At 42.8% G+C, this 26,587-nt stretch carries 18 protein-coding genes and 2 pseudogenes; 15 read left to right on the forward strand and 5 right to left on the reverse strand.

Annotated features, from left to right (window positions below):
- The first annotated feature begins 213 nt into the window (after positions 1-213).
- Complete coding sequence (gene purE / locus RGE70_RS04970) at positions 214-717, forward strand: 5-(carboxyamino)imidazole ribonucleotide mutase (RefSeq protein ID WP_310470429.1); 504 nt, start codon at positions 214-216, stop codon at positions 715-717.
- Positions 718-870: 153 nt separating this feature from the next.
- Here the strand turns inward: purE and RGE70_RS04975 are convergent, their stop codons facing one another.
- Positions 871-1,284 (reverse strand): hypothetical protein, encoded by a 414-nt coding sequence (locus RGE70_RS04975; RefSeq protein ID WP_310470430.1) that lies wholly within the window; start codon positions 1,282-1,284, stop codon positions 871-873.
- Positions 1,285-1,520: 236 nt separating this feature from the next.
- On the opposite strand from RGE70_RS04975, the gene RGE70_RS04980 reads away from it, so the two are divergent.
- The 4 genes from RGE70_RS04980 (at position 1,521) to RGE70_RS04995 (ending at position 12,213) form a co-directional block, all read left to right on the forward strand.
- A complete protein-coding gene (locus tag RGE70_RS04980; protein WP_310470431.1) occupies positions 1,521-4,793 on the forward strand; it encodes a S41 family peptidase in 3,273 nt (1,090 codons plus the stop codon).
- A 608-nt stretch (positions 4,794-5,401) separates the two neighbouring features.
- Positions 5,402-10,144: a response regulator gene (locus RGE70_RS04985; protein ID WP_310470432.1), complete on the forward strand. Its 4,743-nt coding sequence runs from the start codon at positions 5,402-5,404 to the stop codon at positions 10,142-10,144.
- A 42-nt stretch (positions 10,145-10,186) separates the two neighbouring features.
- A complete protein-coding gene (locus tag RGE70_RS04990) occupies positions 10,187-11,200 on the forward strand; it encodes an HD domain-containing phosphohydrolase (RefSeq protein ID WP_310470434.1) in 1,014 nt (337 codons plus the stop codon).
- 428 nt (positions 11,201-11,628) lie between these two features.
- Positions 11,629-12,213 (forward strand): lipid-binding SYLF domain-containing protein, encoded by a 585-nt coding sequence (locus RGE70_RS04995; RefSeq protein WP_310470435.1) that lies wholly within the window; start codon positions 11,629-11,631, stop codon positions 12,211-12,213.
- A 60-nt stretch (positions 12,214-12,273) separates the two neighbouring features.
- Here RGE70_RS04995 and RGE70_RS05000 read toward each other — a convergent pair whose 3' ends face one another.
- From RGE70_RS05000 to RGE70_RS05010, 3 genes are all read right to left on the reverse strand, one after another.
- On the reverse strand, positions 12,274-12,783 hold the full coding sequence (locus RGE70_RS05000) for a CIA30 family protein (RefSeq protein ID WP_310470436.1): 510 nt from the start codon (positions 12,781-12,783) through the stop codon (positions 12,274-12,276).
- A gap of 508 nt (positions 12,784-13,291) precedes the next feature.
- Entirely contained in the window at positions 13,292-13,828 is a 537-nt protein-coding gene (locus RGE70_RS05005) for a hypothetical protein (protein WP_310470437.1), read from the reverse strand.
- An 11-nt stretch (positions 13,829-13,839) separates the two neighbouring features.
- A complete protein-coding gene (locus RGE70_RS05010; RefSeq protein ID WP_310470438.1) occupies positions 13,840-15,999 on the reverse strand; it encodes an LruC domain-containing protein in 2,160 nt (719 codons plus the stop codon).
- 510 nt (positions 16,000-16,509) lie between these two features.
- Here RGE70_RS05010 and RGE70_RS05015 point away from each other — a divergent pair.
- Complete coding sequence (locus RGE70_RS05015) at positions 16,510-16,851, forward strand: zinc ribbon domain-containing protein YjdM (protein ID WP_310470439.1); 342 nt, start codon at positions 16,510-16,512, stop codon at positions 16,849-16,851.
- A 112-nt stretch (positions 16,852-16,963) separates the two neighbouring features.
- Here the strand turns inward: RGE70_RS05015 and RGE70_RS05020 are convergent, their stop codons facing one another.
- Positions 16,964-17,725 carry a TetR/AcrR family transcriptional regulator gene (locus RGE70_RS05020; protein ID WP_310470440.1) on the reverse strand — a complete coding sequence of 254 codons (762 nt, stop codon included), beginning with the start codon at positions 17,723-17,725 and terminating at the stop codon, positions 16,964-16,966.
- A 272-nt stretch (positions 17,726-17,997) separates the two neighbouring features.
- Here RGE70_RS05020 and RGE70_RS05025 point away from each other — a divergent pair, with 272 nt between their 5' ends.
- The 9 genes and pseudogenes from RGE70_RS05025 to RGE70_RS05065 all read left to right on the forward strand — a co-directional run bounded on the left by RGE70_RS05025 (position 17,998) and on the right by RGE70_RS05065 (position 26,339).
- The gene (locus RGE70_RS05025; RefSeq protein WP_310470441.1) at positions 17,998-18,600 is read left to right on the forward strand and encodes a thioredoxin domain-containing protein; all 603 of its coding nucleotides are present in this window, start codon (positions 17,998-18,000) and stop codon (positions 18,598-18,600) included.
- 8 nt (positions 18,601-18,608) lie between these two features.
- Positions 18,609-19,220: a disulfide bond formation protein B gene (locus RGE70_RS05030; protein WP_310470442.1), complete on the forward strand. Its 612-nt coding sequence runs from the start codon at positions 18,609-18,611 to the stop codon at positions 19,218-19,220.
- A gap of 178 nt (positions 19,221-19,398) precedes the next feature.
- Positions 19,399-20,139: a nucleoside-specific channel-forming Tsx family protein gene (locus tag RGE70_RS05035; protein WP_310470443.1), complete on the forward strand. Its 741-nt coding sequence runs from the start codon at positions 19,399-19,401 to the stop codon at positions 20,137-20,139.
- A 79-nt stretch (positions 20,140-20,218) separates the two neighbouring features.
- Complete coding sequence (locus RGE70_RS05040) at positions 20,219-21,979, forward strand: aryl-sulfate sulfotransferase (protein WP_310470445.1); 1,761 nt, start codon at positions 20,219-20,221, stop codon at positions 21,977-21,979.
- Positions 21,980-22,322: 343 nt separating this feature from the next.
- A pseudogene (locus RGE70_RS05045) lies at positions 22,323-22,637 on the forward strand (transposase); the annotation flags it as partial.
- Positions 22,638-22,953: 316 nt separating this feature from the next.
- Positions 22,954-23,868 (forward strand): SDH family Clp fold serine proteinase, encoded by a 915-nt coding sequence (locus RGE70_RS05050; RefSeq protein ID WP_310470446.1) that lies wholly within the window; start codon positions 22,954-22,956, stop codon positions 23,866-23,868.
- Between the two features lie 107 nt (positions 23,869-23,975).
- Positions 23,976-24,068, forward strand: a pseudogene (locus RGE70_RS05055) (Mobile element protein); the annotation flags it as partial.
- Between the two features lie 686 nt (positions 24,069-24,754).
- Positions 24,755-25,048: a helix-turn-helix domain-containing protein gene (locus tag RGE70_RS05060; protein WP_310470447.1), complete on the forward strand. Its 294-nt coding sequence runs from the start codon at positions 24,755-24,757 to the stop codon at positions 25,046-25,048.
- Positions 25,032-26,339 carry a HipA domain-containing protein gene (locus RGE70_RS05065; RefSeq protein ID WP_310470448.1) on the forward strand — a complete coding sequence of 436 codons (1,308 nt, stop codon included), beginning with the start codon at positions 25,032-25,034 and terminating at the stop codon, positions 26,337-26,339. Before RGE70_RS05060 ends, RGE70_RS05065 begins: the two co-directional genes overlap by 17 nt.
- Positions 26,340-26,587: the final 248 nt, after the last annotated feature.

Consider the following 26,587-nt stretch of genomic DNA (forward strand, 5'->3'; position numbering starts at 1 on the left):
CCCCGATTAAAATCGGAGTTTCTAGCGATAAATGAAAGCGTTCTTTGTGCCTGTTTAGTTATAAATCTGTATAAATAAGTTATTGGCAGTGCGGTAAAAGCTTAGCGATAATAGCTGCATTGGCTTTGGGGGAAGCCTGTTTACTTTTTGTGCATGCTTTCATTATAATATGCGCAATTATAATAATGTACCGCCCTACTGAAGGACTAAAAAATGAGCAAGCCATTTGTCGCTGTATTAATGGGGTCTGATTCTGACCTACCTACAATGAAATCTACTTTAGATGTACTGAAGAGTTTTGACATTACATTTGAAGCAAAAGTTACCTCTGCCCACCGTACACCAGCAGCTACTCATGCCTATGTTACCGATGCTGAAGCACGTGGCTGTAAAGTGTTTATTTGTGCCGCAGGGCTCGCTGCGCATCTAGCGGGCGCAGTAGCAGGGATCACCACTCGACCTGTTATTGGTGTACCGATCGATTGCGGCCCACTACAGGGCCATGATGCATTATTGTCGACAGTGATGATGCCTGGCGGCGTACCAGTGGCCACCGTGGCGATTGGTAGCGCAGGTGCTAAAAATGCAGGTTACCTTGCTGCGCAAATGCTTGCGGTTGGTGACGATGCGCTAGCTGTTGCCGTTAAAGAAGAACGCGCCAAGTCAGCAGAAGCTGTACAAGCTAAAGATGCCGCTTTACAAGCTAAACTAGGCTAAACAATTGGGCTATTAGTCTAACGTTCGTAAGTTACAAAAAGCCGCAGTAATAATACTGCGGCTTTTTAATGTCTATTTAATGTCTATTTAATGTCTATCTAATGCCTATCCACCACATAGTCACGCGCTAGCTGAGGTGTTATGGCATGTAAATTAGCTATTAAACCAGTCCCATAGCCCAAGAGATGACTCTTCGAAAAGATCAATACCTAGCGCCGATTTCAACAGATACAACAACAGTAGCCCCATCGAAATACAGATCACCATAAACAGCAGCACCAACACGAAAAATATAAACAGTGAAAGGTGTTTTTCTTTTCGGTTTAACGCACGTTTGTTTTTACCCAGTAACAAAACATAGAAAAAACGCCAACCAATAAACGGAAAGTAAAATGTGCCCCGCTGATCAATAAAATGCTGTTGCCATTGGTTGCCTATGAGCGCCAATCGTAAATAACGTAATTGCGTTTCGGTGTAGCTCTGTGCATGTACAAGGGGCATATTTTGCAGTGCTTTATTCACTCGAGTGTCGTCCCTAAAAGAGGGGCGTTGATAGTCTTGGCTCATTGATACCTCCATGATTGTATGAGTGAATCTGACTAGCGATAATGACAAACTTACTCATAGAGCGTAGCTGAAGTTTTGCTGATTGAAGGGATATCCATTACCAATGAGTAATTTAGGGTACACATTTGGTAATAATTCTTTAGACATATTTTACTGAAGGGGGATGTTTTTTTTGCTATTTTGTCTCGCTAGACTAATCCCAATTAATAACAAAAATAATAGGATAGCTTCTTCAGATGAAACTTCGTCAGTCATTTGCCTGCTGCTTGTTGGCGCTAGGCACAGTTAGTAGTATCTCTCCTTTATTCGCTAGCGCAGAGGCTGGGTATTTTCGCTCGCCGGCCCTCAACCAGCAAACCCTGATCTTTACTGCCGAAGGTGATTTGTGGACCAAGAGCATGGCAGAACCGCAGGCCAGACGATTAACTAGTTTACCTGCTGAGGAGCTTGGGGCCACGATTTCACCTGATGGAAAGTCAGTTGCTTACGTGGCTAATTATGAAGGTGCATCAGAAGTTTACGTTATTGGTATTGATGGCGGACAAGCAAAGCGAGTGAGCTTTGAAAACTCACGGGTCAGGGTGCAAGGCTGGACTCATGATGGGCAAGTGCTCTACGCCACCGATAATGCTTTTGGTCCTGCTAACTATTGGGTATTACGTACCGTTGATCCGACAAGTTTAATCACTACCAATTTACCTCTAGCCGACGCAATAGAAGGCGTAATTGCTCCTCAAAATGACTACATCTACTTTACCCGTTTTGGGCTGCAAACCACTGGTGACAATGCCAAGGTTTACCGTGGTGGTGCCAAAGGGCAGCTTTGGCGGTATCAACTTGGGTCAAAACAAGAAGCACAGCAATTAGCAACAGCTCACAATGGTTCAGTCAGACAGCCTATGTTGTGGCAGTCGCGTTTGTATTTTATTAGCGACAGTGACGGCAACGACAATATCTGGTCTATGTCAGTCGATGGCAGTGATGTACAACAACATACCCACTATAAACAATGGCAAGTTAGAAGCGCCAAGCTCAATGAAGGTCGTATTGTGTTCCAACAAGGCGCCGACATTAAGTTATTTAATATTGCAGCCAATAAAACACACACCTTGGATATAGAGCTGGTTTCAGACTTTGCCAATAAGCGTGAGCATTGGGTAACCAAGCCGATGTCTTATGCCACTTCAACTCGATTAGCTCCTCAAGGTGATAAAGTGGTTATCACAGCGCGTAGCCATGTCGCTGTCGCTTCCACCAACGGACAACGATTGGTTGAGATTACTGCGCCAGGTGACAGCCGCATTCGTAACGCCATAATGAGTGAAGATGGAAACTGGGTCTACGGGATCAGCGACATTAGCGGTGAACAAGAAATCTGGCAGTTCGCAGCTGATGGTCGCGACGAACGTAAACAATTGACCCATAATGGCAAAGCGTTACGAATGGACCTGCACTTATCACCTGATGGTCGCTATTTGGCGCATGATGATTACGACGGTAATGTGTGGATCTTAGATTTAAAAAAACACAGCAATAAAAAGGTCATCACCCAAGGCGAAGGCCTTGGTCCCTATGCCGATATTGTTTGGTCTGCAGACAGTCAGTTAATGGCGTTGACCAAAGCCGAGATAGGTAAAGCGCGGCCTCAAATCGTGCTGTATTCGGTTAAAAAGAATAAAGCACAAACATTAACGACAGACAAATATGAGTCGTTTTCTCCCAGCTTTAGCCAAGATGGTGATTGGTTGTACTTTTTATCTAACCGACAGTTCACCTCAACCCCAAGTTCACCTTGGGGAGACAGAAATCTCGGCCCAATGTTTAACCAGCGCACGCAAGTGTTTGCCATTGCTCTCAATGCTAAAGCTCAATTTGCTTTTCAGGCCCCCAATGAGCTGGTAGATAACAGCAAGCCTGCTGATGATAACCAATCTGTTAATTCAGTTGAGTGGGACGGGCTTGCAACGCGTTTATGGCAAGTGCCCATACCTGCTGGTAATTACTCGTCTCTGCAATTGGCCGAAGACAAGTTTTACTTACTTGATAGCGATGCTACCAGCCAGAAGTCAGCCCTAAAAGTGGTTAAATTTGATCCCTTAAGTCCTAAGGTCGACACTTTTGCTGCAGATATTGAAGCCTACGCTTTATCAAATGATCGCAAAAAGATATTTGTTCGCCAGCAGTCACAACCAGAACCACAAATGCTGATAGTCGATGTGGCAGATAAGCTTCCAACTGAACTTAACCATACCAAGGTGCAAACCGAACAGTGGCAACTCGCCATACAACCGACTGCAGAGTGGCAGCAGATGTTTGAAGATGCTTGGTTAATGCATCGTGACTCATTCTACGACAAAAAAATGCGTGGGGTTGACTGGCACCAGACCAAACTTAAATACCAACCTCTAGTTGATCGCATTACGGATCGACATGAGCTAAATGACATTTTCAAAATGATGATGGGTGAACTCAATTCATTGCATTCTCAAGTGCGTGGTGGCGATATGCCAAGCGACCCTAATCAAGCTAAATCAGCCAGTTTAGGTGCCCGTTTAAAGCAAACAAAAGCGGGCGTGGTGATTGAGCATATTTATCAGGGCGACCCTGAGTTGCCTTTACAGGCTGCACCGTTAAAGCAAATGGGGGTTAACGCAAAAGAGGGTGATGTGATTGTTGCCATCAATGGTAAGTCGTTAGCCAATATTGGCGATGTTACTCGCCTTATTCGTAATCAAAGCGCTAAGCAAGTGTTGTTAACGCTTAAGCGTGGCAATAACACTCACCAAACCATTGTAAAACCAGTGACCAGCTCAGCCAATGCCAAATTAAGATATCGTGACTGGGTTAATCACAATAGCCAAAGGGTTGCTAACGCAAGCGACGGCAACATGGGTTACCTACACTTATATGCCATGGGCAGCGATGATATCAGCAGCTTTGCGCGAGAGTTCTATGCTAATTATGACAAAGACGGACTAATTATTGATGTACGTCGTAACCGTGGCGGTAATATCGATAGCTGGATCATCGAAAAACTATTGCGCCGTACCTGGGCATTCTGGGCGCCAACCCACGGCACTCCGTCAGGTAATATGCAGCAAACATTTAATGGCAAGCTTGTGGTGCTGACCGATCAATTGACCTACTCCGACGGTGAAACATTTTCAGCGGGAATAAAGGCATTAGGCATAGCTCCATTAATAGGCAAGCAAACCACAGGAGCTGGGGTTTGGTTATCTGGACGTAATTCACTTACCGATAACGGTATGGCGCGAGTAGCCGAATACCCACAATACGCTATGGACGGCAGCTGGATTATTGAAGGGCGGGGTGTAAGCCCCGACATTGAGGTAGATAACCTACCTTATGCCACTTTTACTGGTAAAGACGCGCAACTTGAAAAGGCAATAGAGCACTTAAAGCAAGCCTTGGATCAGCAGCCGCCAGTCAAATTTTCCCCTAAACCGCTACCCGTTACTGGTATGGCACAAGCGGTCCCCGCTAACTAGTCTGTAGCAGATGTGACTTGCGAGCGAGTCACTCCATGTTTTAGCCAAAATTAAGAGTTCGAGCGTTATTGACTAAGTAGTTCCCAGGTCGATAACGCTCATTTTACTGTTAGTTTAGTCCTCACTACCCACACCTTTTTGATTGCCTTATTTAACGCATTAAGCGCTACGATTCGAGTATTGGCCATTCATGCTGCTAGTTTTGCACTGGCTATTTCAGTTTTTATGGTAAATAGTTTGAATTTTAAGCATTTTTGAAACTAAACTGATTAAAAAAGCGCATGCGAGTTTCAGTGTGGCTTGGGAACTGCGGTTATTTTTGGCCAAAAAGTTCATGCAGAACCAGCAAAAGCACCGCAATATGCCGTAGTGCTATCAGCGCTACTCGTGGTGGGAACAGCAGTCTTGCCTAGCGACAGTCATGTCGCGGTAAATTTATATCGAAAAATCGTGCAACTGTTTTTTGTAGGAACCTATATGGTGTTTGCCTCCTTTTACTTAGAGCCCAGAGAGTGGGCCTTTATAAAGAAACGCAACAGCTTTTAATTTGGGGCTACGCTTAAGAGTTATGGAGCTTGAGTAACTGAAATATAAAGGGGCAGTCGTTGATGAAATACATCTTGATTGGGTTAGTGCTTCTAGGTTTATTTTTAGTGCTGTTGTGGTTGTTTTTACAACTTAAACATGCAGTTAATCGAGATATTTCGACTTTTTTCAAGCAGAAGCGTAATCGACTTTTTGGCGGTTTATCGCTGTTGGTGTTTACGGTTATTTTGCAACTTGTTGGGGTACTCGCCTTATCGATTACCTATGAGCATGAGGTGAAAAAAAATGGTGAGTCACTCACTACATTGACCAAAACTACCCACGTTGCGCTGTCTTCTTGGGTTAAGGGGTGGGAGTCAAGGATCAGTGCGGTATCGACCAACTTGTTGTTTAAAGCGCGCACTAAAGCGCTAATTGCAGAGTGGGAAGATAACCGTAATTTGTTGCAAAGTGACAACCTACAATGGGCCAGAAAAACCTACCAACGATACGATTACCCATTTGGCACCCGTGGTTTCTATATCACCTCATTAGATGGAATAAATTTAGCATCAACCACCGATGACAATATAGGAAAACTCAATATTGTGGCACGTAAACTGCCTAAGGTTTTTGCGCGCGCAGTGGCAGGTGAGACTGTTATTTCTGAGCCGATATCTTCAGTCTCCCAGAATGAAACCGCGGCAATGTTAACGATGTTTGTCTTGAGCCCAATTAGAGATGCCAATAATGCCGTGTTTGGCCTGGTGATGCTGCACATTGACCCCTATGCAGACTTTGCCACATTGCCTCAAAGCGCCAGCATAGGCCAAACTGGTCAATCTTATATCGTCTCCCAGGCTGGCTATTTACTATCAAAGACTCGGTTTGAATCACAACTGCAAACACTTGGCCTGTTACAAGGCGATAAACCAGCGATGTTAAACCTTAAAGTGACCAACCCCGGGCGGATTTTAACGCCTCTTGCACCCGCAACTGCAAACGATAACACCAAGCCATTAACCTATAGTGCAAAGCAGCTCAGTATGCGGCTCAGTGGGCATAACTATAACGGTTACCAAGATTACCGAGGGCAACACGTTATAGGTGCTTGGCATTGGGATGACCACTATGAATTTGGGGTTATTTCAGAGATGAGCCTAGAAGAGGCCGCCAGCAATTATGCATTTTTCAAGCTTATTATTGTCGGCATTATGACCGCTGTGGTAATGCTGTGTGTGCTATTGCTACTTGGTGGTGGCCGCATAGGGCGGCTTATACACGTTAGGTTGCAGGTTGATAATGAAAAGTTAGAACAAGAGGTCCAGCTGAGAACCAAAGAGCTAAAAAACAGAGAGGAGGCTCTATGGGATCTGTATAACAACTCAGTGGTGGCCTATGCCACGGTCGATAATCAAGGGCAATTTATTAAACATAACCGGCAGTTTGCCTGCTTAACGGGTATTGATATTACCAAGTTAGCCAACCTTAACTGGCGTGACATTGTGACAGCCCAAAACCGCCCGATAGATGAGCTATATCGGCAAGCGTTACAGGGGCAAACCACTAAAGATGCGAGAGTACAGCTTTACAGTGCTGAATCTAAAGTGATGTTTGTCTCTTTATCAACCGATGTGGTGTTTGACCAAGCTCAAAAGGTCATAGAGGTAAGGTTTGCACTGTTAGATATAAATGAGCAAGAACATGTCCGCTTAGAAATGCTACAAAAGCAACAACAATACCAGGTGTTACTCGAAAACATACAGGGGGTCGTTTACCGCTATAAGATCCAGCAAGGCACCGAAATTGAATTTGAAATGCTCTATGTAAGCCCGAATGTCGAACTTGTTATTGGCTACCATAACAGTGACTTCATTGGCGAAAACCCACGGTTAAGATTAGCTGACTTTGTGCTACCAGAAGATGTCGAACCGTTTATGGTTCTTGTGGAGGAGGCGCTAGAAAATAAGAGCTTTTTGACCACCGACATACGTATTTATACTGCTGATAAAGCCCTACGATACCTGCAAGTAAAAGCACAGTTTGTTTATGATGATAACGACAAGCCTTGCTACTTTGATGGCACCATTTTTGATGTAACCGAGCAAAAACGAGCTGAAAGACACTTATATCGGTCTGAAAATAAACTCAAAGTAGCCGCAGAAAGCGCACGTATGGGCATGTGGGATTATTACCCGAATGAGAAGAAGGTTGTTGTGAACCGCATGTTTGCTGAAATGTTGGGTTACGACGTCACCGATCTGTGCCTTGATGACGACCATTGGTCACGCCTTAAAGAGGGAGATAAAACATGGCTGAACTTAATCCACGATGAAGACCGTGCGTTTGCCGATGATTACCTTACCGGAAAAAACGAAATGTTAGCGCAAACGTTTAAGCGCGAATTTAGAGTGCGCAGAAAAGATGGAACTTATGATTGGATCATGAGTGTTGGTCGAGTACATCACTTTAACGATGAGGGTCTTGCCGACCGCATTAGTGGGGTTCATTTTAATATTAATGAATCTAAAGCATTACAACGAGAGTTAGCTTTAGCAACAGAAAAAGCGGACGATGCCAATCGGGCTAAAAGTGAGTTTTTAGCCAATATGAGCCATGAAATCCGTACCCCGATGAATGCAGTTATCGGGATGACACATCTGGCATTAAAAACCAACCTGACCCGCCAACAGTTTAATTATATCGACAAATCTCACCGCTCTGCTCAGGCGTTACTCGGTATTATTAACGACATTCTCGATTTTTCTAAAATTGAGGCGGGCAAGCTAGATTTAGAAATAATCAACTTTAAACTGGCCGATGTCCTTGATGACATAATTAATCTTATGGGCATAAAAGTCGCTGAAAAAGAGCTTGAGTTGTTATTTGATATCGACTCCACGATCCCAGCAATATTAAAAGGCGATCCGTTGCGGTTAGCGCAAATACTGACAAACCTAGCGAACAATGCTGTTAAGTTTACCGACCATGGTTGCGTGATTATTGCGGTTAACAATGAAGGGGTAAACGATAACAACATCACGCTAAAATTCTCGGTGACCGATACGGGAATAGGCATGACTACTGAGCAGCAACAGCGATTGTTTAAAGCCTTTTCACAAGCTGATGCCTCAACTACCCGCAAATATGGCGGCACGGGCTTAGGCTTGGCTATTTGCAAAAATCTGGCTGACTTAATGGGCGGTGAAATTGGGGTCGTGAGCGAACTCAATCACGGCAGTACGTTCTATTTTGAAAGTGTTTTCCCTATAGTTGAGCAAGATAACTCAACTTCTATTAACCAAGGCGCGTTAGAAAATGTCAGTGTACTGTTGGTTGAAGACAACGACAATGCACGAGAGATCCTATGTGCAATGTTAGCCACTCTTAAGGTTAAAGTTGACTGCGCCAATAACGGCGAACAAGCTATAAAAATGCTAAAAGCCAGTGTAGATAACCCCTATCAAGTGGCACTACTTGACTGGAAAATGCCCAAACTAAATGGCTTGGAAGTCGCAGAGTTTATTGAACAGCTCCCGGCTGCAATAACACCTTATGTGGTTATGGTGACAGCGTATGGAAAAGAAGACCTACTGCTAACGGCAACCAATGCCACCATTAATACGGTATTAACTAAACCCGTTACCCCATCAACCTTATGGGATGCGTTAATACCAGTGCTGGGTTTCGAGCCCCGTAATCAAACTCGTCTGCTCCATAAGCAAGACCAAGTTGAACAAGCGATTAATAAGCTTGCGGGCGCCAAGTTACTTGTGGTTGAAGATAATGATTTAAACCAAGAGCTCATCGTTGAACTATTAACAAGTAATGGTATTACAAGCGTAGTGGCACCTGATGGTCAACAAGCACTCGACCTTTTAGCATCTCAGCAGTTTGATGGCGTATTAATGGATTGCCAAATGCCGGTAATGGACGGATACAGCGCGACAAAAATGATTCGAACTCAGCCACAATTTGCCACGTTGCCTGTGCTGGCTATGACGGCCAATGCCATGGTGGGGGATCGAGAAAAAGCGCTAAAATCGGGCATGAATGATCATATTCCTAAACCCATCAATGTTGATGAGCTTTTTATCACTATTGCTAAATGGGTCACCCCTAAACTGCCGCTGGCAGTTCATCAGCAGCGCTTACCGTTAGCGCAAGGGCTGAGCGACTACCGAGCGTTGCAGCACATTGACTTTAAACAGGGGTTAAACCGTACCCAAGGGAACCAAAGATTATACGACAAGTTGCTGCATAAATTTGTTGTTGGTCAGCAAGACTTCGCGGCCTCGTTTAGCCAAAGCATTGCCGCAGGCGACACTGAAACAGCAATGAGGCAGATCCACACATTAAAAAGTGTAGCTGCAGCGATAGGCGCTGAAATGCTGCAACAACTAGCTGAACAGTTAGAACCGCAAGTAAAACAGGCTGGCAATACTGTTGAGGCTAGTGAACATTATGCAGCGTTATTGCAACAATTAAATTTAGTTTGCCAAGAAATATTAACCCATGTCGTTGAACCTGTTATGGTGGATATTCATACAGAACAGAGTGCAACAAACAAACCGCCTACCAGTGAGGCCACCAATGCAGAGCAGCCCGAGTTTGATGCGCTATTGGCCGCTAAGATCTTAAGCCAAATAGTTAGCATGATTGAAGGCTTTGACACCAGTGCTGCTGAACTACTGGATGAGCATCGCGACTTACTGTCGTCAGGCGCACTGTTAGACTTATATACCAAATTAGAAAAGCAATTAGACGATTATGAATTTGATGCTGCATTAGTGATAGCACGCGCGATGCAAAAGGCGTTGCCTTAGCACTGCGTTAACATCATCAATGCTATGTATAGGGGCGCGATAATGGAACAACAAACCTTACTCATCGTCGATGACACATCGGCTAACATCGACGTTTTGGCTGGCATGTTAAAGGCAGACTATAAAATTAAGGTCGCTAAGAGTGGTGAAATTGCGTTAAAGCTGGCCAAAAGTGCTGCATTAGACTTAATTCTGCTTGATATCATGATGCCTGGTATTGATGGCTTTGAGGTTTGTCGCCTGTTAAAAGAAGACTATACCACTCGGCACATTCCCATTATTTTTGTGACGGCAAAAATCACCGCTGAAGATGAATTAAAAGGCCTAGAGCTAGGCGCGGTAGATTACATCACTAAACCGTTGAACCCACCGATAGTGCAGCAACGGGTACGCACTCATTTAGCACTGTTTAATCAAAGTCGAGAGCTTGCGATTAAGGTTAAACAGAAAACCGCTGAGCTTGCCCAGACGCAACTTAAAGTCATTCAAAAGCTGGGCTTAGCCGCTGAATATAAAGATAACGAAACCGGTATGCACGTGATCCGAGTGAGTCACTATACCCATATATTAGCCAAAGCGGCTGGCATGTCTGAAACCGATGCTGACATGTTAATGGCTGCCAGCCCAATGCACGATATTGGCAAGATTGGTGTTGATGACGCAATACTGCGTAAACCCGGTAAGTTAACCTCTGAAGAGTTTGAGCTAATGAAAATGCACGCTCAAATCGGCGCCGATATTATTGGTGACAATGACTCCGAAATATTAAAAATGGCCAGAGTAGTAGCCATTAGCCACCATGAAAAATGGAACGGCAGTGGTTACCCTTACGGTTTAAAAGGGGAGGCGATTCCTCGTATTGGTCGCATAGTGGCCATTGCTGACGTGTTTGATGCGTTAACCAGTAAGCGCCCTTATAAGCGCGCATGGAGTATAGAAGAAGCGGTAAACTTATTAAAACAAGAAGCTGGCCAGCATTTTGACCCGCAACTGGTACCGTTGTTTATTGCACATATCGACGAAGTTGAGACTGTAATGCATTCGTTTAAAGACTAATTGCTTTGCCCCATTAAGTGGCTACCTATGGGTATAAATGGGGTCAGTTCAACAAGTAAAGCTTAACTTAAGCGCATGCTTTTAAGTACATCACTTTTATTTAATGAGCTTACTTAAGCGCTAATTGGGCACCTCTCATTTTTAATGCTGTTTATTCTGAACAGCTAAACCTTAGCGCTTAGTGCGTCAATTATATTTCTTATAGCATCAAAGCTGGCATATCGATTAACGTCTAAAATCAAGTGTCGCCCTTTTATGGCATGACGTTTTTAATGACGAGGTGATAATTATGCGAGATAATGATACTCAATATAATCAGCTGCTTATTTATTGCTCACTTAAGTAAGTGCTCAATGTTTTTAGCGAACCTAGCTTACATTAGTTAAGTGCTTCGTTAACATTTTGGGGTTTTGTAAAAGGATAAAATCATGTTCCAACTGAAAACACTTAAATTGGCTGCCATTGCAGTGCCTTTATTACTCGCAGGCTGTGCAACTGGCAACACGCCTGATGCTAAAAAAGCGAATGCACGCCAAGAAACGCAAAATGCACTACAAGAAATTTATAAAGAACATCCGGCGGCAAAGTCAGCGGTTAGCCAGTCAGTTGGCCATGTTATTTGTACCGGCAACAATACGTATTTGTTTGCTCTATCGACAGGCGGCGGAGTTTGTGTTTTGCATGAGGGCAGCAAGCAGACTTATTACCGCTTTGCGACAGGCGGTGTTGGTGCCGGTATTGGTTGGAAACAAGTGGCATTCGTACAAGCATTTATGAACAAAGCCGCGTTAACGCGTTACAAAGAATCTGGCTTTGAAGGGCAAGCACAGGCTGAAGCCAGCGCTAAATATGAAGAAAACGGTGAACAGGTATCGGCTAACCAGTCTGTTGACTTAACGGGGGTTAAAACTTACCAAGTTAACTTGTTAGGCGCTGCAGCTCAGGCAACCGTACAAGGTTATAAATATTGGCCAACCGACTTTACAGACGATTTCATTCAAAATGTAAAGTAAGTTATCGCCGTGACAATGCCAGCAGTGTTCTGGCATTGTTCCCATTTTTGCTGCGTTTTATTACTCAACGGTCATCGCTTTAAAATACAAACAAAACGGCCCTGACTGCTTGTCTGCTATTAAAAATCCGAGTTGTTTTACATCCGATAAGTTTAACTTTGGCGCCGTCACTGTTTTACCTCGATACACCGCAGAAAATTGGCTCGCGCTAACACGGAGCTGCTGCCATTGGCCTAACTTTGTTTCAAAAGAGTAAGCGTAAGCAATCGCGTCCCACTGATTATGGGTGCGGAGCCTTAATTGATATTGCTTGCCATCGCCCATAACTTGGATCACAACGTGTGTTGCTGCTGGTAACGGGGTCGTTAGATTAGCCCGTGCAGAGGCAAAGCCGCCATTATTTTCAAGTGATAAGTTACCGCTAAACACCATAATGTTTTCTGGGGCATTTTCTCGAATATTAATTGAGCTGCGTGATATGCCGCCCATAACTGCGTCATTGATGATGGCCCAGTTATCGGGTGCAATAGCGATTAAAAACGGTTTGGCTGCGCTGCAGGGGCTTATCATTAGGCTACCTAATATTATTGCCGTCGCGATGGACGAGTGTGGGTTGTAGCAGGTGTTTATATGCATCACTAAAGCCTTATTATTAACTATTTATACGTTAATGCAGTTCGGTACCTGTTGTAATTAATCACTGTGTAAGCTGTAGGCTATAGTGGCGTTAACCTGTTGTTTGAGCATGGGTAAACAGTTAAATAACAGGCAAAAAAATGCAGCAAGGTACGGAGGTCGCATCGCTGCAAAGTATTTGTCACTGTAACTGCTTTACCGTTGATACAAGGAATTTGGCTTGCGTGTGAATAAGCATAGAACAACATTACCCTTGTACCTAAGTTGGGCACCAAACTATTTACGCCACGGCTGGCGTAATGGATCAATACGGCAGAAAATTTCAAAATTCACCTATTTAGTTCTAGCGTCAGCAAGGCTACAAATTCAAGGCAAAAAAATGCAGCGAAGTACGGAGGGTAACATCGCTGCGAAAATAGTTGTTACTGTTAGCGTTAAAGGCTTAGTTCATCGTTAATGTTTGCTGCGCGTTGTCACTGTTATAAGCCCACTGTTGATATTGAGGATCTTGGCCATCATAAAACCAGATCACTGCGATCAACTTATTATGATGATTAGCCACTTTAAGCTCTTTTGATAACTGGCCATCACTTAATGGGCCTCTAAACAAGCACGAATCAAAATTAACCTCGTAGCCACCACCATTGGCGGTGTAATCATCACAAAGTGAGAAGTAACCTCGACTTTGGCTGGCGGTATTAATTGCAATGTTGAGCGTGAAAGATGACTCTAAAGCGTTATCAGCATCGACGACCAAATCATCGAGTGAAGTTGGGTTAACAACTGGCTCTGGCGTCACCGGTGTTGGTGTTACTGGCGTTGGGGTTACCGGTGTAGGCGTAACGGGCGTTGCTGCAGCTGGTGTTGCACTACTACCGCCTTCGTCACCACCACCTCCACCACACGCGGTTAATGCAAAAAATGACAATGCGATAAGACTACAAGGTACGTTGATAAATCGGTCAGTTTGAGTTTTCATGTCATTCTCCATTAATCTTTAAAGGTAAGAGCTTGGTCAGCATTTTCATACCAAGTCGGATTAGTGTTACCTGTACTGTCGGCTGCAAAGTCAATAAAGTCGGTATAAGCATCGTCTAGACGAACTTTCTCTTTCGGGTGTTCCCAAGTAACGGGGACTTCAATTGCCCATGCCATACCGTTTTCATCTTGGAAATACTGGCCTGCACTAGGGTCTGATGCATCATCTCTTACGCCAAAGTAGCTAGTAGCAAACTTGTCTGTTGGTGCTTGGTTTTTAAGATGGATCTCGAGTTGACGGCCAGGGTTGCCACCGACAACATTTTTAGCCGCTAACCCATGGTCAGTATTTGGGGTCGCAAAGATAAATGGATCATAAGGAAAAGCCGGTACAACGCTTTCTGATACTGGGGTTTCGAAGGGAATATCAAACTCCCAAACCGTTCTAAAGGCACTTTCACAGCCAACTTCTGTGCGTAAGTAATTACAACCTTGCTCTAGCGTGACGTAATCGGTTAAATCTTCACTAAACACAAATACCGCGTTGCTTTGCCCTGTTTCCAGTGGCGAATCTTCTTGTGTTACATCGTCGATGCTCCAGCTGATCAATGACTCTTTAATATTGTCTCGGCTCACACCAGGTAAGTGAACGGCAAAACCGTTGTGATAAGCTGCGCCCATTGCGGCAAGTTCTGCTTTAAAGCCGATACGTCTAACCTTATTATCTTTTACGTACTCAATGATCCGTAATTGCACTACAACGTCATTCATATCGAAATCGCCTTGGTCAGGAAACAAGTCCTCGTAGGCAAGGGTGGTGTAAGTTGACGATGAAGGGTAATAATTAATCGTGACGCCGGTTTCGGTGAGCGTAACAGGGTAATCTTCTACCTCGCCATCACCCACACCACCAGTTGCAGTAATATCTTGTTGGGTGCTTAAGCGAAAACGTGACCATGTAGGCCCCTCTTTTGCCCAGCTAGGAACCTCAATACTGATTGTGTTCATGCCGTTATCTAATGGCTCACCCAGAATAACTTGCTCTTCTAAATCAAAAGTGCCGTTTTGATCCCAGTCGAACCATGCATTGAGGTAACCATCGCTACCTGTTGCCGTCACAAGTAAAATAGCGGTTTCGCCTAACTCAAATCCGGTAGGCATAGATACGCCATTTTCATCATCAGAAGCATCACTGGCATCATCTGATAACGGCGATACATAACCGTCAGATTCATTATCGACACTGCTACCTAAGTACAAGTTGTCGCTCATTGCGTGGCGTGCACCGTTTGATGCCAACAAGGTGCCGTAAGAATCAGGGGCGTCACCAAAGTCGACAGCATCTCCCACGGTTACTTCAGCTAACGCACATCTTGCGCCATCATTGCTTGATGATGAAGGACCATAAGCAAATAACACAGCACTTGGAGAGGCATCATTTACGTTAACTTTATAGATGTTACCGTTACTGTTATTACTGACATATAGGTTGCCATCAGGGTCAAAAAATTGGGCGCCAAAAATAAAGTTACTGCCTGTTGATGTAATGACGGTTCCGAGATTAATTGCAGCCCCCGTGTTAGCGTCAATCCGTAGCAAGCTACCTTTAGAGCCATTAGTAATGGAATACATATAGCCGTCAGTTGGGTGAAAGGCTAAATCGGTAATGTTGTAAGTGGCATTGGCTTTACTGTTAGGCACTAACGTCATGTTATAGCTGGCCGGGTTATCGAGTGGTACTTTAAATAACCCTTTACCTTTACGGTAACCGTACCAAGCGTTTTCAGTAATCGCGACATCCCCTACATAAAATCCACCGGCTTCAGTGGCAGCGGCATCTTTTACCACATTCAGTGGGACAATCTGGTAGTCATCGCCAGCTCTACCTAAGGTATTATTGGCATAGTCCCAACCGTATATGTAGTCATCGCTGTAGTTATAACCCACACCATTAAAGGCGTTCCCAGTTCCCATGTCGGCAGACAGAACACTGTAACTACCGGTTGCTAGGTTGACACCGTACGTCTTTGGCGTGTTTGCTTGTTTTTGAATAACAAAGGCTTCAGTTGGGCAGGCTGTAAAAGGATCAGACGCATTTACATTCGCTGATATAAGAAGGCTTAGAAGTAAAGGTGAACTGCAGCTAAATGAAATCGTTTTTGATATTTTCATAATGCGTCTCTCACTGTGACGTTATCGAAGTAATGTAGATAAAGCATAAGCTGTGCCAAAACTTTAAGGTGTTATTTTAATTGGTTTTTGAGTTTTAGATGCGGTTGCGGTTGATACAATATTTGCATTTTGCAAATCAGTTTAGTTACCGATTGAAGCGAGCGGTGTATGTGAGTGGTATTTGGCAGCATGCAGGGCGTTGCCTGCACACAGTGTGATTTATTACCATAAAAAGCTTTAAAATAATGGAGTGCTGAAGGTAGTAGGGCGGTTGTGTCGCTTTGCTGTGAACGGGGTTGGCTTAATTGAATGACTGGCTTAACGCTGCATAGTAGTAGCGGTTTTAATCGATTATCAATAGGGCTTGTTCACAGGACAAGACTCTGAATATAGATGATATTCGAATTTTTGATTATAATGTAGTTTGAAAAGGGAGTTGTCTGGATGAGCATTTGCAAAAATGTCGCATCGAGTATGATTCAACAAATTATTTATTAAAGAGAAAATACCATGAGCGCTATCCCACCTTGCCCAAAATGTGAATCTGTATTTGTATACGAAGACGGCTCGCAACTCGTTTGTCCTGAATGTGCTCATGAATGGAACCCAACCGAAATTATCGTTGATCCAGACGCTATCATCCTAAAAGATGCGGTAGGTAACTTATTAGCAGAAGATGATAAAGTAACGCTAATCAAAGACCTTAAAGTAAAAGGTTCTTCATTAGTGCTTAAAGTTGGTACTAAAGCGGTTATTAAACGTTTTGTCGATGCAGACCACGATATCGACTGTAAAGTTGATGGCCACGGCCAAATGATGCTTAAGTCTAAGTTTGTAAGAAAGCAAAACTAATCGACTATATAGTCTAGCTTGTTGTATAAACAATAAAAACACCTGCCATGGCAGGTGTTTTTTTATGCCTGTAAACGTACTTTACCTGTCACGATAGCGGCTGTATTGTGCGCTACAAATCAATACTTTCTTTTAGCGATTCCATTTTTAGTGCGTAATGGCGCAGGTCAAGTTTCGTTTTTTTGCTCACCACAGGGGAGATGGTTTTTAACATGTTATCGTAACTGAGTGACGGACACTTATGTTTCCATTCAAGGCTATACAATAAATTGCACAACAAGTCGAAGGTTGGCCTAAAGTCAAAATCATGGCCAAATTGTCTTACAAATTTGTTTTGCCCCATAGCAACTGCGCCACGTTCGACTTGGTTCAGCGATACAATGCATTTAAGTACCTCTTCTTTACTTGAAAGCACCTCTCCCTCTGTAATAACGTGCTGCCATAGTTTTTCAGTTTGCTCTTTTACTTCCATAAAAATAATGGTGAGGTTGCCAATAAATTCGGGACTGGCTTGCTCATAAATATGAGGGTTAACACCTAAAAAATTAATACAAAGGTCATTCTGGTTTGCAGCTAAACATTTGACGGGATCATACGACATTGAATAGATGATCTTCTCTTGATTAGAGAGCGTGTCGGAGTTGATTATGTCATTAATTTTATCGGCCATATCGTTAAAGTGCATGATGAACAACGCTACCACTATGTCTTCTTTGCATTTGAAGTGGTTGTACAATGTTTTTTTTGAACATTCTGCACGAGCAGCAATCACCGCCATCTTAATAGAGCATATGCCTTGCTCTTTTATCACCTCTGAAGCGACCTTTAAAATGTCGGTTATGACTCGTGGAGGGTTGCGTAAGTAGTTGTTCATGTTGGCTTATTAGGTGGTGATACTCTCAGCTATAGTGTCATTATCTGTTCAACCATTCACCATGAATTTAGTACTACACATCCATTTTGTGACCCGTATTTAATAATTTCAATGCCTGCGACTGTCATACCAAATCATGGTTCATTTGTGAAATAGCGCCCTATTACCAAAAACCTTTGGTTTCCAATAAGACTAAATTTGGTCACGGAAGCTCCTGTTTTGTCCCGTTAATATAATCACCAGAAACTAACCTGAATATTATCGAGATACATATGAAAGCGACACTTACTACATTGGCAGCCGCCTTATTAATGACATTCACCGTATCCGCTGCCGAGGTGATTGAAATTGATACGCCAGCACTTGATAACACAGTGCAAAAAGTCTACTCAGTTTATTGCCCATTCTGCTACAAGTACGAAAAAGCAGTCACTCCAAACTTAATAAAAAACTTACCAGCAGGCACTGAGTTTCAAGCGATTTGTTTAGAAAACAAAGGAGAGCTAGGTGTTGAATCATGTGAAGTATTAGCCGCCGCGGCGACGATAAACCACAAGACATACAAAAAAGCTAAGCACGCAATGTACGCTGCTGTGCATGACCAAAAATTGAAGAATGTTAAAGGTTCTACTGCTGTTAAAGGCGACCTAGCGGCAATCGGCCTTAAAGCGGCAGGCATGTCTCAAGCTGAATTTAAAGCCGCACTAGCAACGCCTGCAGCACAAGACAAACTCGCTTATGACCGCACCATTGCACTGACTATTGCCAAAATTAAAGGCATTCCAGCCATCGTGGTTGGCGGTAACAAGATGATTGATACCAGTACCATTACCTCACTCGCTAATCTTGATGAAACCATCAAGAACAACCTTTAGGGCTAACCATGATTAAGCAATGTAAACAGTGGATAGCAGATCTGAAGGCGCACCCACTGCCCACACTTGAAGCAACACAAGAAGGACGCACAGTCTGGATAGTTATGGCTGCGGCCTGTGTGTTCTTACTTGGCTCTGCGATGGGGTATTTCCAATGGTTTCTAGCTATGGATCCATGTGAAAACTGTGTCTACATCCGTTTTAGCCAGTTCTGTATTTTGATTGCTGGCGTAATGATGATTATTAACCCCAAAAACAATGTACTTAAAGTTCTAGGATTAGCATTGGCATGGTACGGCATTGTTTACGGTATGGATAAAGCGATTGTTTTGTCGGGCCAACATGTTGCCTCACATGCTGCACAAGCAGGACTCGACTTATTTCAATCTGGCCAAGGCGCCAATGCATGCTCACTAGAACCGACATTCCCATTAGGTCTGCCATTACATGAGTGGCTGCCGTTTGAGTTCTCGCCATCAGGTATTTGTGGTGAAGATGATTGGTCACTGTTTGGCTTGAATATGGCTCAGTACTGCATCATTAGCTACTGCGTGTTCATCGTCTGTGCATTGCCGCTCACTATCGCGTTTATCACTAAAACGCTTAAAGGTAACAAGTAACCCCTGAACTTAAACGCTTAAATTAACGCTTGAGCTACGGCTGCCCGTTACTAACACAAATAGCGGCAGCTGGTTGAGAAATACAGCGACACCTAAGACAAGTCAGATTGTCATGTCACTGAACATTATAAAAACGGTGTTTAAACACCTTATAAATTATTAATTGTGGATGATGAATATGAAAAAAACAGCATTAATGATCGGTTTAATGGGCGCTCTAGTTGTGCCTACGGCCAGCGCCGCAATGCTTGCCGTTGAAGCAGGTTTAATGGATTGGAGCGACACTTCTGAAGCCTATTTTGGTGAAAGTAAAAGTGAAAATGAATACATCGCGATTAAAGGCGCAACCGGTAATGCTTTTGGTGATGTATTTGCGATGGTCAAACTAGAAGATGTTACTGACTCCGACTTAATGGGTTCAGAAATCAACATCATTGGTCAAATCAATATTGGCGACAGCGACTTTAACTGGTACGGGCAAGTCTTTAATAAGACTAAGCCAGTTTGGACTGAAACTAACACCACACTAGGTTTTAGCCATGACAAAACATGGGATAACGGCTTGTATACCCAAGTTGCCGTCGCGGCTCACATAGTTACCTCTGACTATGCCCACTTTGGCTTTAACGCTAACGGCTTTAACGGTGGTTACGTTTACCTTGGGGCGAGCAAGAGCTTTAGCGCGTTGAACCAAGACTTTACTGTTGACTGGTGGCAAGAACACTTTTTTGGTCGCGATGACGACTACCTAATAGTGTCTGGCGACACTGAAGACTTTGGCTTTAATGGTCGAGCAACGCTCAGATGGCACATTGGCAATGGAATGTCAGCTGCAGTTTCTTATCGATATGCCCAAAACAACCTTGGCAAAGAAGGCTGGCACAACGCCATGTTCTACTCAATGCAATACAACTTTTAAGCAAAGTTAAGTCGTAAAATAAATAAAATTTAATCGAATAAAAATCTGAAATTAGTTAACTAATATAATGGAATTTAAGATGAAAAAATCAATTTTAACGTTGACCATAGCAATAGCACTAGCGGGTTCTGGCGCAATTATTTCTCAAAATGTTTACGCTGGTGGCGATCTACCCGGTACCTCTTCTACTGCCGTTGCACAAGGCGAGTTAGGGTTCGTTTATGTCGACCCGTACAAATTCAGCCCATTAGTTGCTGTTATTGACCTTGGTGGTAAAAACATCTCAGATGTTAGTGTTACCGTAAAAGGTAAAGGCCGTAAAGGCGTTGATATTGACTACCCTGTGAGCGCAAGCCAAGTATTGACTCATAACGGTATCCCAGTATTTGGTATGTACCCAGACTTCCTTAACAAAGTTGAAGTTTCATATAAGCTTGACGGTAAAAAGGTCAATGAAGAGTACAAAATCCGTACTTCTGCACTAGAGCAAATTCATATTGACGGACAAGATCGCACTCAGTATGAATATGAGCCTTTAACAGTTGCAAAAGGGTTTGAAGAACGTTTATACCTAGTAGATGGTCAGGTTATTTTGCCTAACATGCGTAACCATTGGGACTGGCATCCAACACAAAACATTATTGATACCCAAGGTGAAGTGCGCTGGCACATGCGTCCAGAAGTTATCTACACTGTGCCAGGTGGTTCAATGTCGTTCAAGCAGACTAGCGACGGCAAGTTAATCTTTGGTCAAGGTTTGATGTTCGAGCCGAACGAAGGCTACGATGAAGCATACTATGCAAAGTATGACTTTATCGGTAAGCCTATTTTCAAACATGTACTACCACGTGGTTACAATGGTTTCTCACATGACATTACTGAAATGCCAAATGGCCATTACTTGCTACGTGTTGGTAAGCGTGACTTTATCGATGCGACAGGCACAAAAGTAGATACGATACGTGACGTTGTGATTGAAGTTGACCAAAATGGTGATGTTGTTCACGAGTGGAACTTCAACAACATATTAGATAATAAGCGTGATGCTGTGTTGCTATCGCTTGATATGGGCGCGGTTTGTTTAAATGTTGATGTGAGTCAGTCTGGTAAGCAAATGGATGCTGAGCAGCTTAAAAATGAGCCTTATGGCGATGTAGCAGGTGTTAGTGCTGGTCGTAACTGGTTGCACATTAACTCAGTAGGCTACGATGCTGAAGACGATTCAATTATCATCTCTTCACGTCACCAATCAGCAGTCATTAAAGTTGGCCGCGATAACCAAGTTAAATGGATTTTAGGTACGCCAGCGGGCTGGAAAGGCGAGCTAGCTGACAAGGTACTGACACCAGTTAACAACAAAGGCAAAAAACTGGATTGTAACGACCAAGGTTGTGAAGGCGACTTTGATTGGACATGGACACAGCATACAGCTTGGCCAGTACCAGAAAGAGGAACCGTTACCGTGTTTGATAATGGTGATGGTCGTGGTCTTGAGCAACCTGCGTTAGCAAGTATGAAGTATAGCCGTGGTGTTGAATATAAGGTGAATGATAAAGACATGACCGTTGAACAAACATGGGAATACGGTAAAGAGCGTGGTAACGAGTGGTACTCAGCGATTACCTCAATTACTGAATATCAGCAAGATCATCAAACAATGTTCATGGCATCGGCATCTGCAGGCTTGATGGATCCTAAACAGGCTCCTGAACATTGGATCACAGAAGTTGACCCAGAAACCAATGAAATTAAAGTTGAAATGAAAGTGAAAACTTTAACTAAACATGAGCCTGGTTACCGTTCAACAGTCGTTCGTGCACATGAGATGTTCAACAAGTAACACTGTTAGCTTGATACAATTTTAAAAGCGAAAATAATCGCCACTTTAATGAAAATTACAGTGGCGATTTTTATGTAAAGGGCTAAAGTGACGTGCCAGTAAACTACTACTGCAAGCTTATTCCCTATCTGAGCCATTTAAACTTTTTAGCTTCCGAATTCAAGATCTAAGTACCGAGTTAACAGCACGCGCCTAAAATTCGCCATTTTTGCCTGATAAAGCGCTGCTTTAGCGAAAAATCCACTAGTAGCATGCCAAACATTGTTTCGTATCAAACGAAAGGTCACTCATGCATTGTAGTGTGTTATAGAGGTCGTTATGTTATTGATTAACAATGGCTGGCTTAGTGTTTTTTGGTCACGAGCGCGAACACCAACCAAAGGGTATTGCGTTTATGCTTAGCGATCACCTTGAATTGGTTGATGAAACAGGCAGAATCATTCGTGATGATAAGTGCGGCGCAATATCCGCCAATGCCGAAAGCATCCTTAATCGATTGAATATCCCAACAGCAAACTGGGTCAAAATCGTTGCTGAATTTGGTCATCTATTTCATGGGCCTGTAGGCACATTGCAAGAGCTCAGTCGCTACTCAGAACACCTTGAAAAACGTCGACGGCATTTTGCAAAAAGTTGCCAGTACTTGCCGCTAGAGTAAACTCCACTCCTCGTTCAAACCAAACTTTCTCTGTCAAACTCAACCAAAGTGCCGAGTTAACAGCACGCGCCTAAAATTCGCCATTTTTGCCTGATACAGCGCTGCTTTAGTTAATAATTCACTAGCAGCATGCCAAATATTGTTCTGCATCAAGTGAACGGTTACTCGTGCATTGCTGTTTGTTTTAAAGGTCGTTATGTTATTGATTAACAATGGCTGGCTTTGTATTTTAGTTGTGTGATTACGGTCTTTAAATTTGGTTCGGTGGTGCGTTACTCACCACTTAACCGGGCGTTAAATGGCTCAAGGAGTTCCAATGGCACAGGAAGAAGTTGAAAATCAGGACGAAGCAATCGAAGAGAAAACTTATGATTTATCTATCATTGGTGATCAAGTCGAAATGTTTAAAGATAAATTGGATGAAGAGGATATTAAATCTCGTATAAACGAGCATTTAAAAAAAATACTTAAAGATTATGAATTAGAGAATTATCACGTTATTTTTCTTTATGATGAACATAAATCAATAAGTGGATTTCACTCAGATAAGATATATCGAGCGGTAAGCGACCTTGATAATAAGAAAGATATTCTTATGTTTATTGAAAGTGGCGGGGGGCAAATTGAACCTGCTTACTTGATTAGTAAAACATGCAAAAGACTAGCAAAAAGTAAATTTGTGATATCCATTCCAAGAAGAGCTAAATCAGCTGCAACATTAATATCATTGGGTGCTACTGAGTTACATATGGGATTGCTTAGTCAGTTAGGTCCAATAGATCCACAATTTAATGGTTTTCCTGCATTAGGTTTGGCAAATGCTGTTGAGAAAATAGCGGAAATGACTGCTAAACATCCAACGGCGTCAGATATGTTCGCACAGTATTTAAATGCTAATGTTAGTATTCGAGATCTTGGTTATTTTGAAAGGATTAATGAATCTGCTACTCAATATGCAATACGCTTATTAAACGGTAAAACATTACCTGACTCTAAAACATGTGAAGAGCTAGCAGATCATTTCACTAACCATTATAAAGATCATGGTTTTGTTATTGATTCTGACGAAGCATCTGAGCTGTTAGGGAGCTCTGTTATTAAAACCGCCACCAAAGAATATGAAGCCGGTAATGCCATATATGATTTTTTTAACTTTTTAGACTTTTTGTACGGTATTTTCAAACAAAAAAACATGCGTTTTTTGGTGAAGTTGAAAATGGACTGGATCTAATAGACAAAGAAAAATAGCCATTTAATAAAAACATAGACACCCTTTATTAATGGCACGAATTCCCCCTCCGACTAAGCTTGCTTGATAAGTTTTAGTTGGAGGCTGAAATGCCACGCCCTAAAAGAACGCTAGTGAGTCTTGAAGACACACCTTATTACCAATGGTGCAGTCGAGTCGTTCGGCGTGCATTTTTGTGTGGTTGATTAACAATGGCTGGCTGCGTACTTCCAGTGCTTCCCGTTACAACCCGCATGATTGCTGGGGTGAACTTCGATTCCGTGACGATTTCTCACAATCGCTCAAAAAGAAGCAAAAGGTTAAGTCGATTAAAAACAGACGTTTACCAAAAATAAAAATGAAATGAAAAATATCAAAATGTAATGGTGCTAAATATTGAGGGCTAATGCGTTGTGGACAAAAATATAAACTTGCGTGGGCATTTTGTGGACATTCAGATGTGACAAAGGGTTAGCCTTTGTTTTATTTGGTGGAGGCGGCGGGGCTCTCCTTTTTGCTTTAAATGTATGTATATATTGTATTTTAGTTGCTCTTGTTGCTGCGGGTGTTACTATGGGTGTTACAATAAGGGTGAGTAACTACCAGTTAGTGTCAGCATATTCAAAAACTTTTAAAAAACCTCACCTACGGCCTTCCTCATATCATTCTAGCAAGTGAATACCCTTCAATTTAATAAAGTCTAACTTTAGGTACTTTATGCTTCCTGAACATACCTTTTGGCTAAAAGTCTAAAAATATAGACTTTATCGTTCTCAGCCTATAATCTGTTGTATAAGTCTATTAATATAGACTTATACGATTACATTAGCGTTTAGCTAAGCAGTTTAAATTAACCCTATATGCTGGTGTTCACAATAGGAGGTATTAAATGGCCAAATCTGTAAAAGCCCTAGCAAGCCCCGATCTCTCTAAAACCTTTTCAGTTGAGTTACTAGGGGCCGCAATAAAGGCAAAGCGTACCCAAAGTGGCATCACTCAAACCGACGCAGCAGCATTGTGCGGTATTGCTAAGCAGACCTACATTAAAATAGAGCAGGGGCGAGGTGACATTCGTCTATCTGCGGTAATGGATGTAATGCAAGGATTAGGCGTCCAGCTCTCAATAAAACCATGGGACCAGGAATCTAGCACAGAAAGTGAGGCTAATGATGGTTGGGTCTAACGCATACAGTTTAAATGTACTTTTCAATAATCAGGTTATTGCTGATTTAAGCTTTGATCCAGATACTGATAACTTTCACTTTGTATACCAACCACAATGGAAGCTGCAGGGCTTTGCCCTGTCACCACATTTACCGCTAGAAGGTATCATTCAATCAAGTGCTATTCGGCGCTATCTACAAAACCTACTGCCAGAGAACCAAGGTTTAGATCACTTAATCGACTACCTTGCCGTGTCTAAGCAAAATACCTTTGCCTTGATCCATGGCATTGGGCAGGATACATCGGGGGCTGTGTTATTTGTTCGCCAAGATGAGAGCATCGAGTCTAAAACAGAATTTAGACCTATTACCACTCCTGAGTTAGTGCAACGCTTAGCCGATCCAAGTTTGTTTGCCATGGAAGTGTGGGATGATAAGCCAAGGCTCTCTGTTGCTGGTGTGCAGTCAAAAATTAACGTCTTGCAGCTAAACGGTGAGTTTGGGTTTGGTAGTGGTGATTTGTGTTCAACTCATATAATCAAATTTGAAAAGAGTACTCAGCAGCACCTGGTTATTAATGAGTTTGTGACAATGAAACTCGCCCAGTTAATAGGCTTACCTACAGCCAATGTTGAGCTGCACTACTTTGACCAATATCCCACGTTAGTGGTTGAGCGGTTTGACCGTAAACTGGTTAATGGTGTAGTAAAGCGAAAACACCTTATTGATGCATGCCAAGCTTGTAACTTGGGCGTTGATAGAAAATATGAGCGTAACTTAGGTAAGCAGCGTGATGTTGCTCATATCCGCGATGGTGTTAGCCTTAAAAGACTCTTTGAGCTAACTCAAGTGTGCCAGAATCCCATTGCCGCCAAGTTAACCCTACTGAATTGGGTACTGTTCAACCTGTGTGTCTTCAATCATGACGCCCATGGTAAGAACATGAGCTTCTTTGTCAGCAAATCAGGCTTAGAACCAACCCCTTTGTATGATTTAGTTAATGTGCAGATGTACCCAGAGTTTGAACAAGAGCTAGCGATGGCTATAGGCGATGAGTTTGAGCCTCATGCCATCAATGCTTACCAGCTTATGGAGTTTGCCGATGAATGCCAGATCAACAGCAAGCTGCTTATGCGTCAGTTACAAAAAATAGCCAAATCTATTACTGAACAGCTAAGTAGTGCAATTGGTCTGTTAGGGGAACTAAGTCTAGCTCAACAAACGTATATGGCTAAATACCACCAGCAAGTAGAAAAACGTTGTCAGCATTTTATTGAGCAAGCGCAAGAGATCCCTAAGATAACGCTGTGATCTTACAATTCTTGGTCAATAACTTTATCACACGACCTGGAAAGAATTTGTAAGAGAGTAGCCAGGAAGGGATAATAAATAAGTTTGCTGTTTATTTCACTTTTGCTTTTAAAAGTTCAGATTGACTATAGGGCAACAAGTCATGCTCCTAAGGCACATCTTTTTATTGATTTAACGTAGATGCTGAAGTCGACTGGAAAACCCGCAAGCACGGTAAGGGGAGCGCTGCAAATGGCGTAAATTGCACC

Origin of the sequence: Shewanella youngdeokensis, assembly GCF_033180165.1 — a bacterium.
Lineage (GTDB): Bacteria > Pseudomonadota > Gammaproteobacteria > Enterobacterales > Shewanellaceae > Shewanella > Shewanella youngdeokensis.

What these genes read in the sequence shown, in the direction of transcription:
- RGE70_RS05040 (WP_310470445.1), top strand. Translation starts at nt 20,219, where the DNA reads ATGAAAAAATCAATTTTAACGTTGACCATAGCAATAGCACTAGCGGGT.
- RGE70_RS05025 (WP_310470441.1), top strand. Translation starts at nt 17,998, where the DNA reads ATGAAAGCGACACTTACTACATTGGCAGCCGCCTTATTAATGACATTC.
- RGE70_RS04975 (WP_310470430.1), bottom strand. Translation starts at nt 1,284, where the DNA reads ATGAGCCAAGACTATCAACGCCCCTCTTTTAGGGACGACACTCGAGTG.
- RGE70_RS04990 (WP_310470434.1), top strand. Translation starts at nt 10,187, where the DNA reads ATGGAACAACAAACCTTACTCATCGTCGATGACACATCGGCTAACATC.
- RGE70_RS04995 (WP_310470435.1), top strand. Translation starts at nt 11,629, where the DNA reads ATGTTCCAACTGAAAACACTTAAATTGGCTGCCATTGCAGTGCCTTTA.
- RGE70_RS05035 (WP_310470443.1), top strand. Translation starts at nt 19,399, where the DNA reads ATGAAAAAAACAGCATTAATGATCGGTTTAATGGGCGCTCTAGTTGTG.
- RGE70_RS05065 (WP_310470448.1), top strand. Translation starts at nt 25,032, where the DNA reads ATGATGGTTGGGTCTAACGCATACAGTTTAAATGTACTTTTCAATAAT.
- RGE70_RS05020 (WP_310470440.1), bottom strand. Translation starts at nt 17,725, where the DNA reads ATGAACAACTACTTACGCAACCCTCCACGAGTCATAACCGACATTTTA.
- RGE70_RS05010 (WP_310470438.1), bottom strand. Translation starts at nt 15,999, where the DNA reads ATGAAAATATCAAAAACGATTTCATTTAGCTGCAGTTCACCTTTACTT.
- RGE70_RS05005 (WP_310470437.1), bottom strand. Translation starts at nt 13,828, where the DNA reads ATGAAAACTCAAACTGACCGATTTATCAACGTACCTTGTAGTCTTATC.
- RGE70_RS05000 (WP_310470436.1), bottom strand. Translation starts at nt 12,783, where the DNA reads ATGATAAGCCCCTGCAGCGCAGCCAAACCGTTTTTAATCGCTATTGCA.
- RGE70_RS04980 (WP_310470431.1), top strand. Translation starts at nt 1,521, where the DNA reads ATGAAACTTCGTCAGTCATTTGCCTGCTGCTTGTTGGCGCTAGGCACA.
- purE (WP_310470429.1), top strand. Translation starts at nt 214, where the DNA reads ATGAGCAAGCCATTTGTCGCTGTATTAATGGGGTCTGATTCTGACCTA.
- RGE70_RS05060 (WP_310470447.1), top strand. Translation starts at nt 24,755, where the DNA reads ATGGCCAAATCTGTAAAAGCCCTAGCAAGCCCCGATCTCTCTAAAACC.
- RGE70_RS05030 (WP_310470442.1), top strand. Translation starts at nt 18,609, where the DNA reads ATGATTAAGCAATGTAAACAGTGGATAGCAGATCTGAAGGCGCACCCA.
- RGE70_RS05050 (WP_310470446.1), top strand. Translation starts at nt 22,954, where the DNA reads ATGGCACAGGAAGAAGTTGAAAATCAGGACGAAGCAATCGAAGAGAAA.
- RGE70_RS04985 (WP_310470432.1), top strand. Translation starts at nt 5,402, where the DNA reads ATGAAATACATCTTGATTGGGTTAGTGCTTCTAGGTTTATTTTTAGTG.
- RGE70_RS05015 (WP_310470439.1), top strand. Translation starts at nt 16,510, where the DNA reads ATGAGCGCTATCCCACCTTGCCCAAAATGTGAATCTGTATTTGTATAC.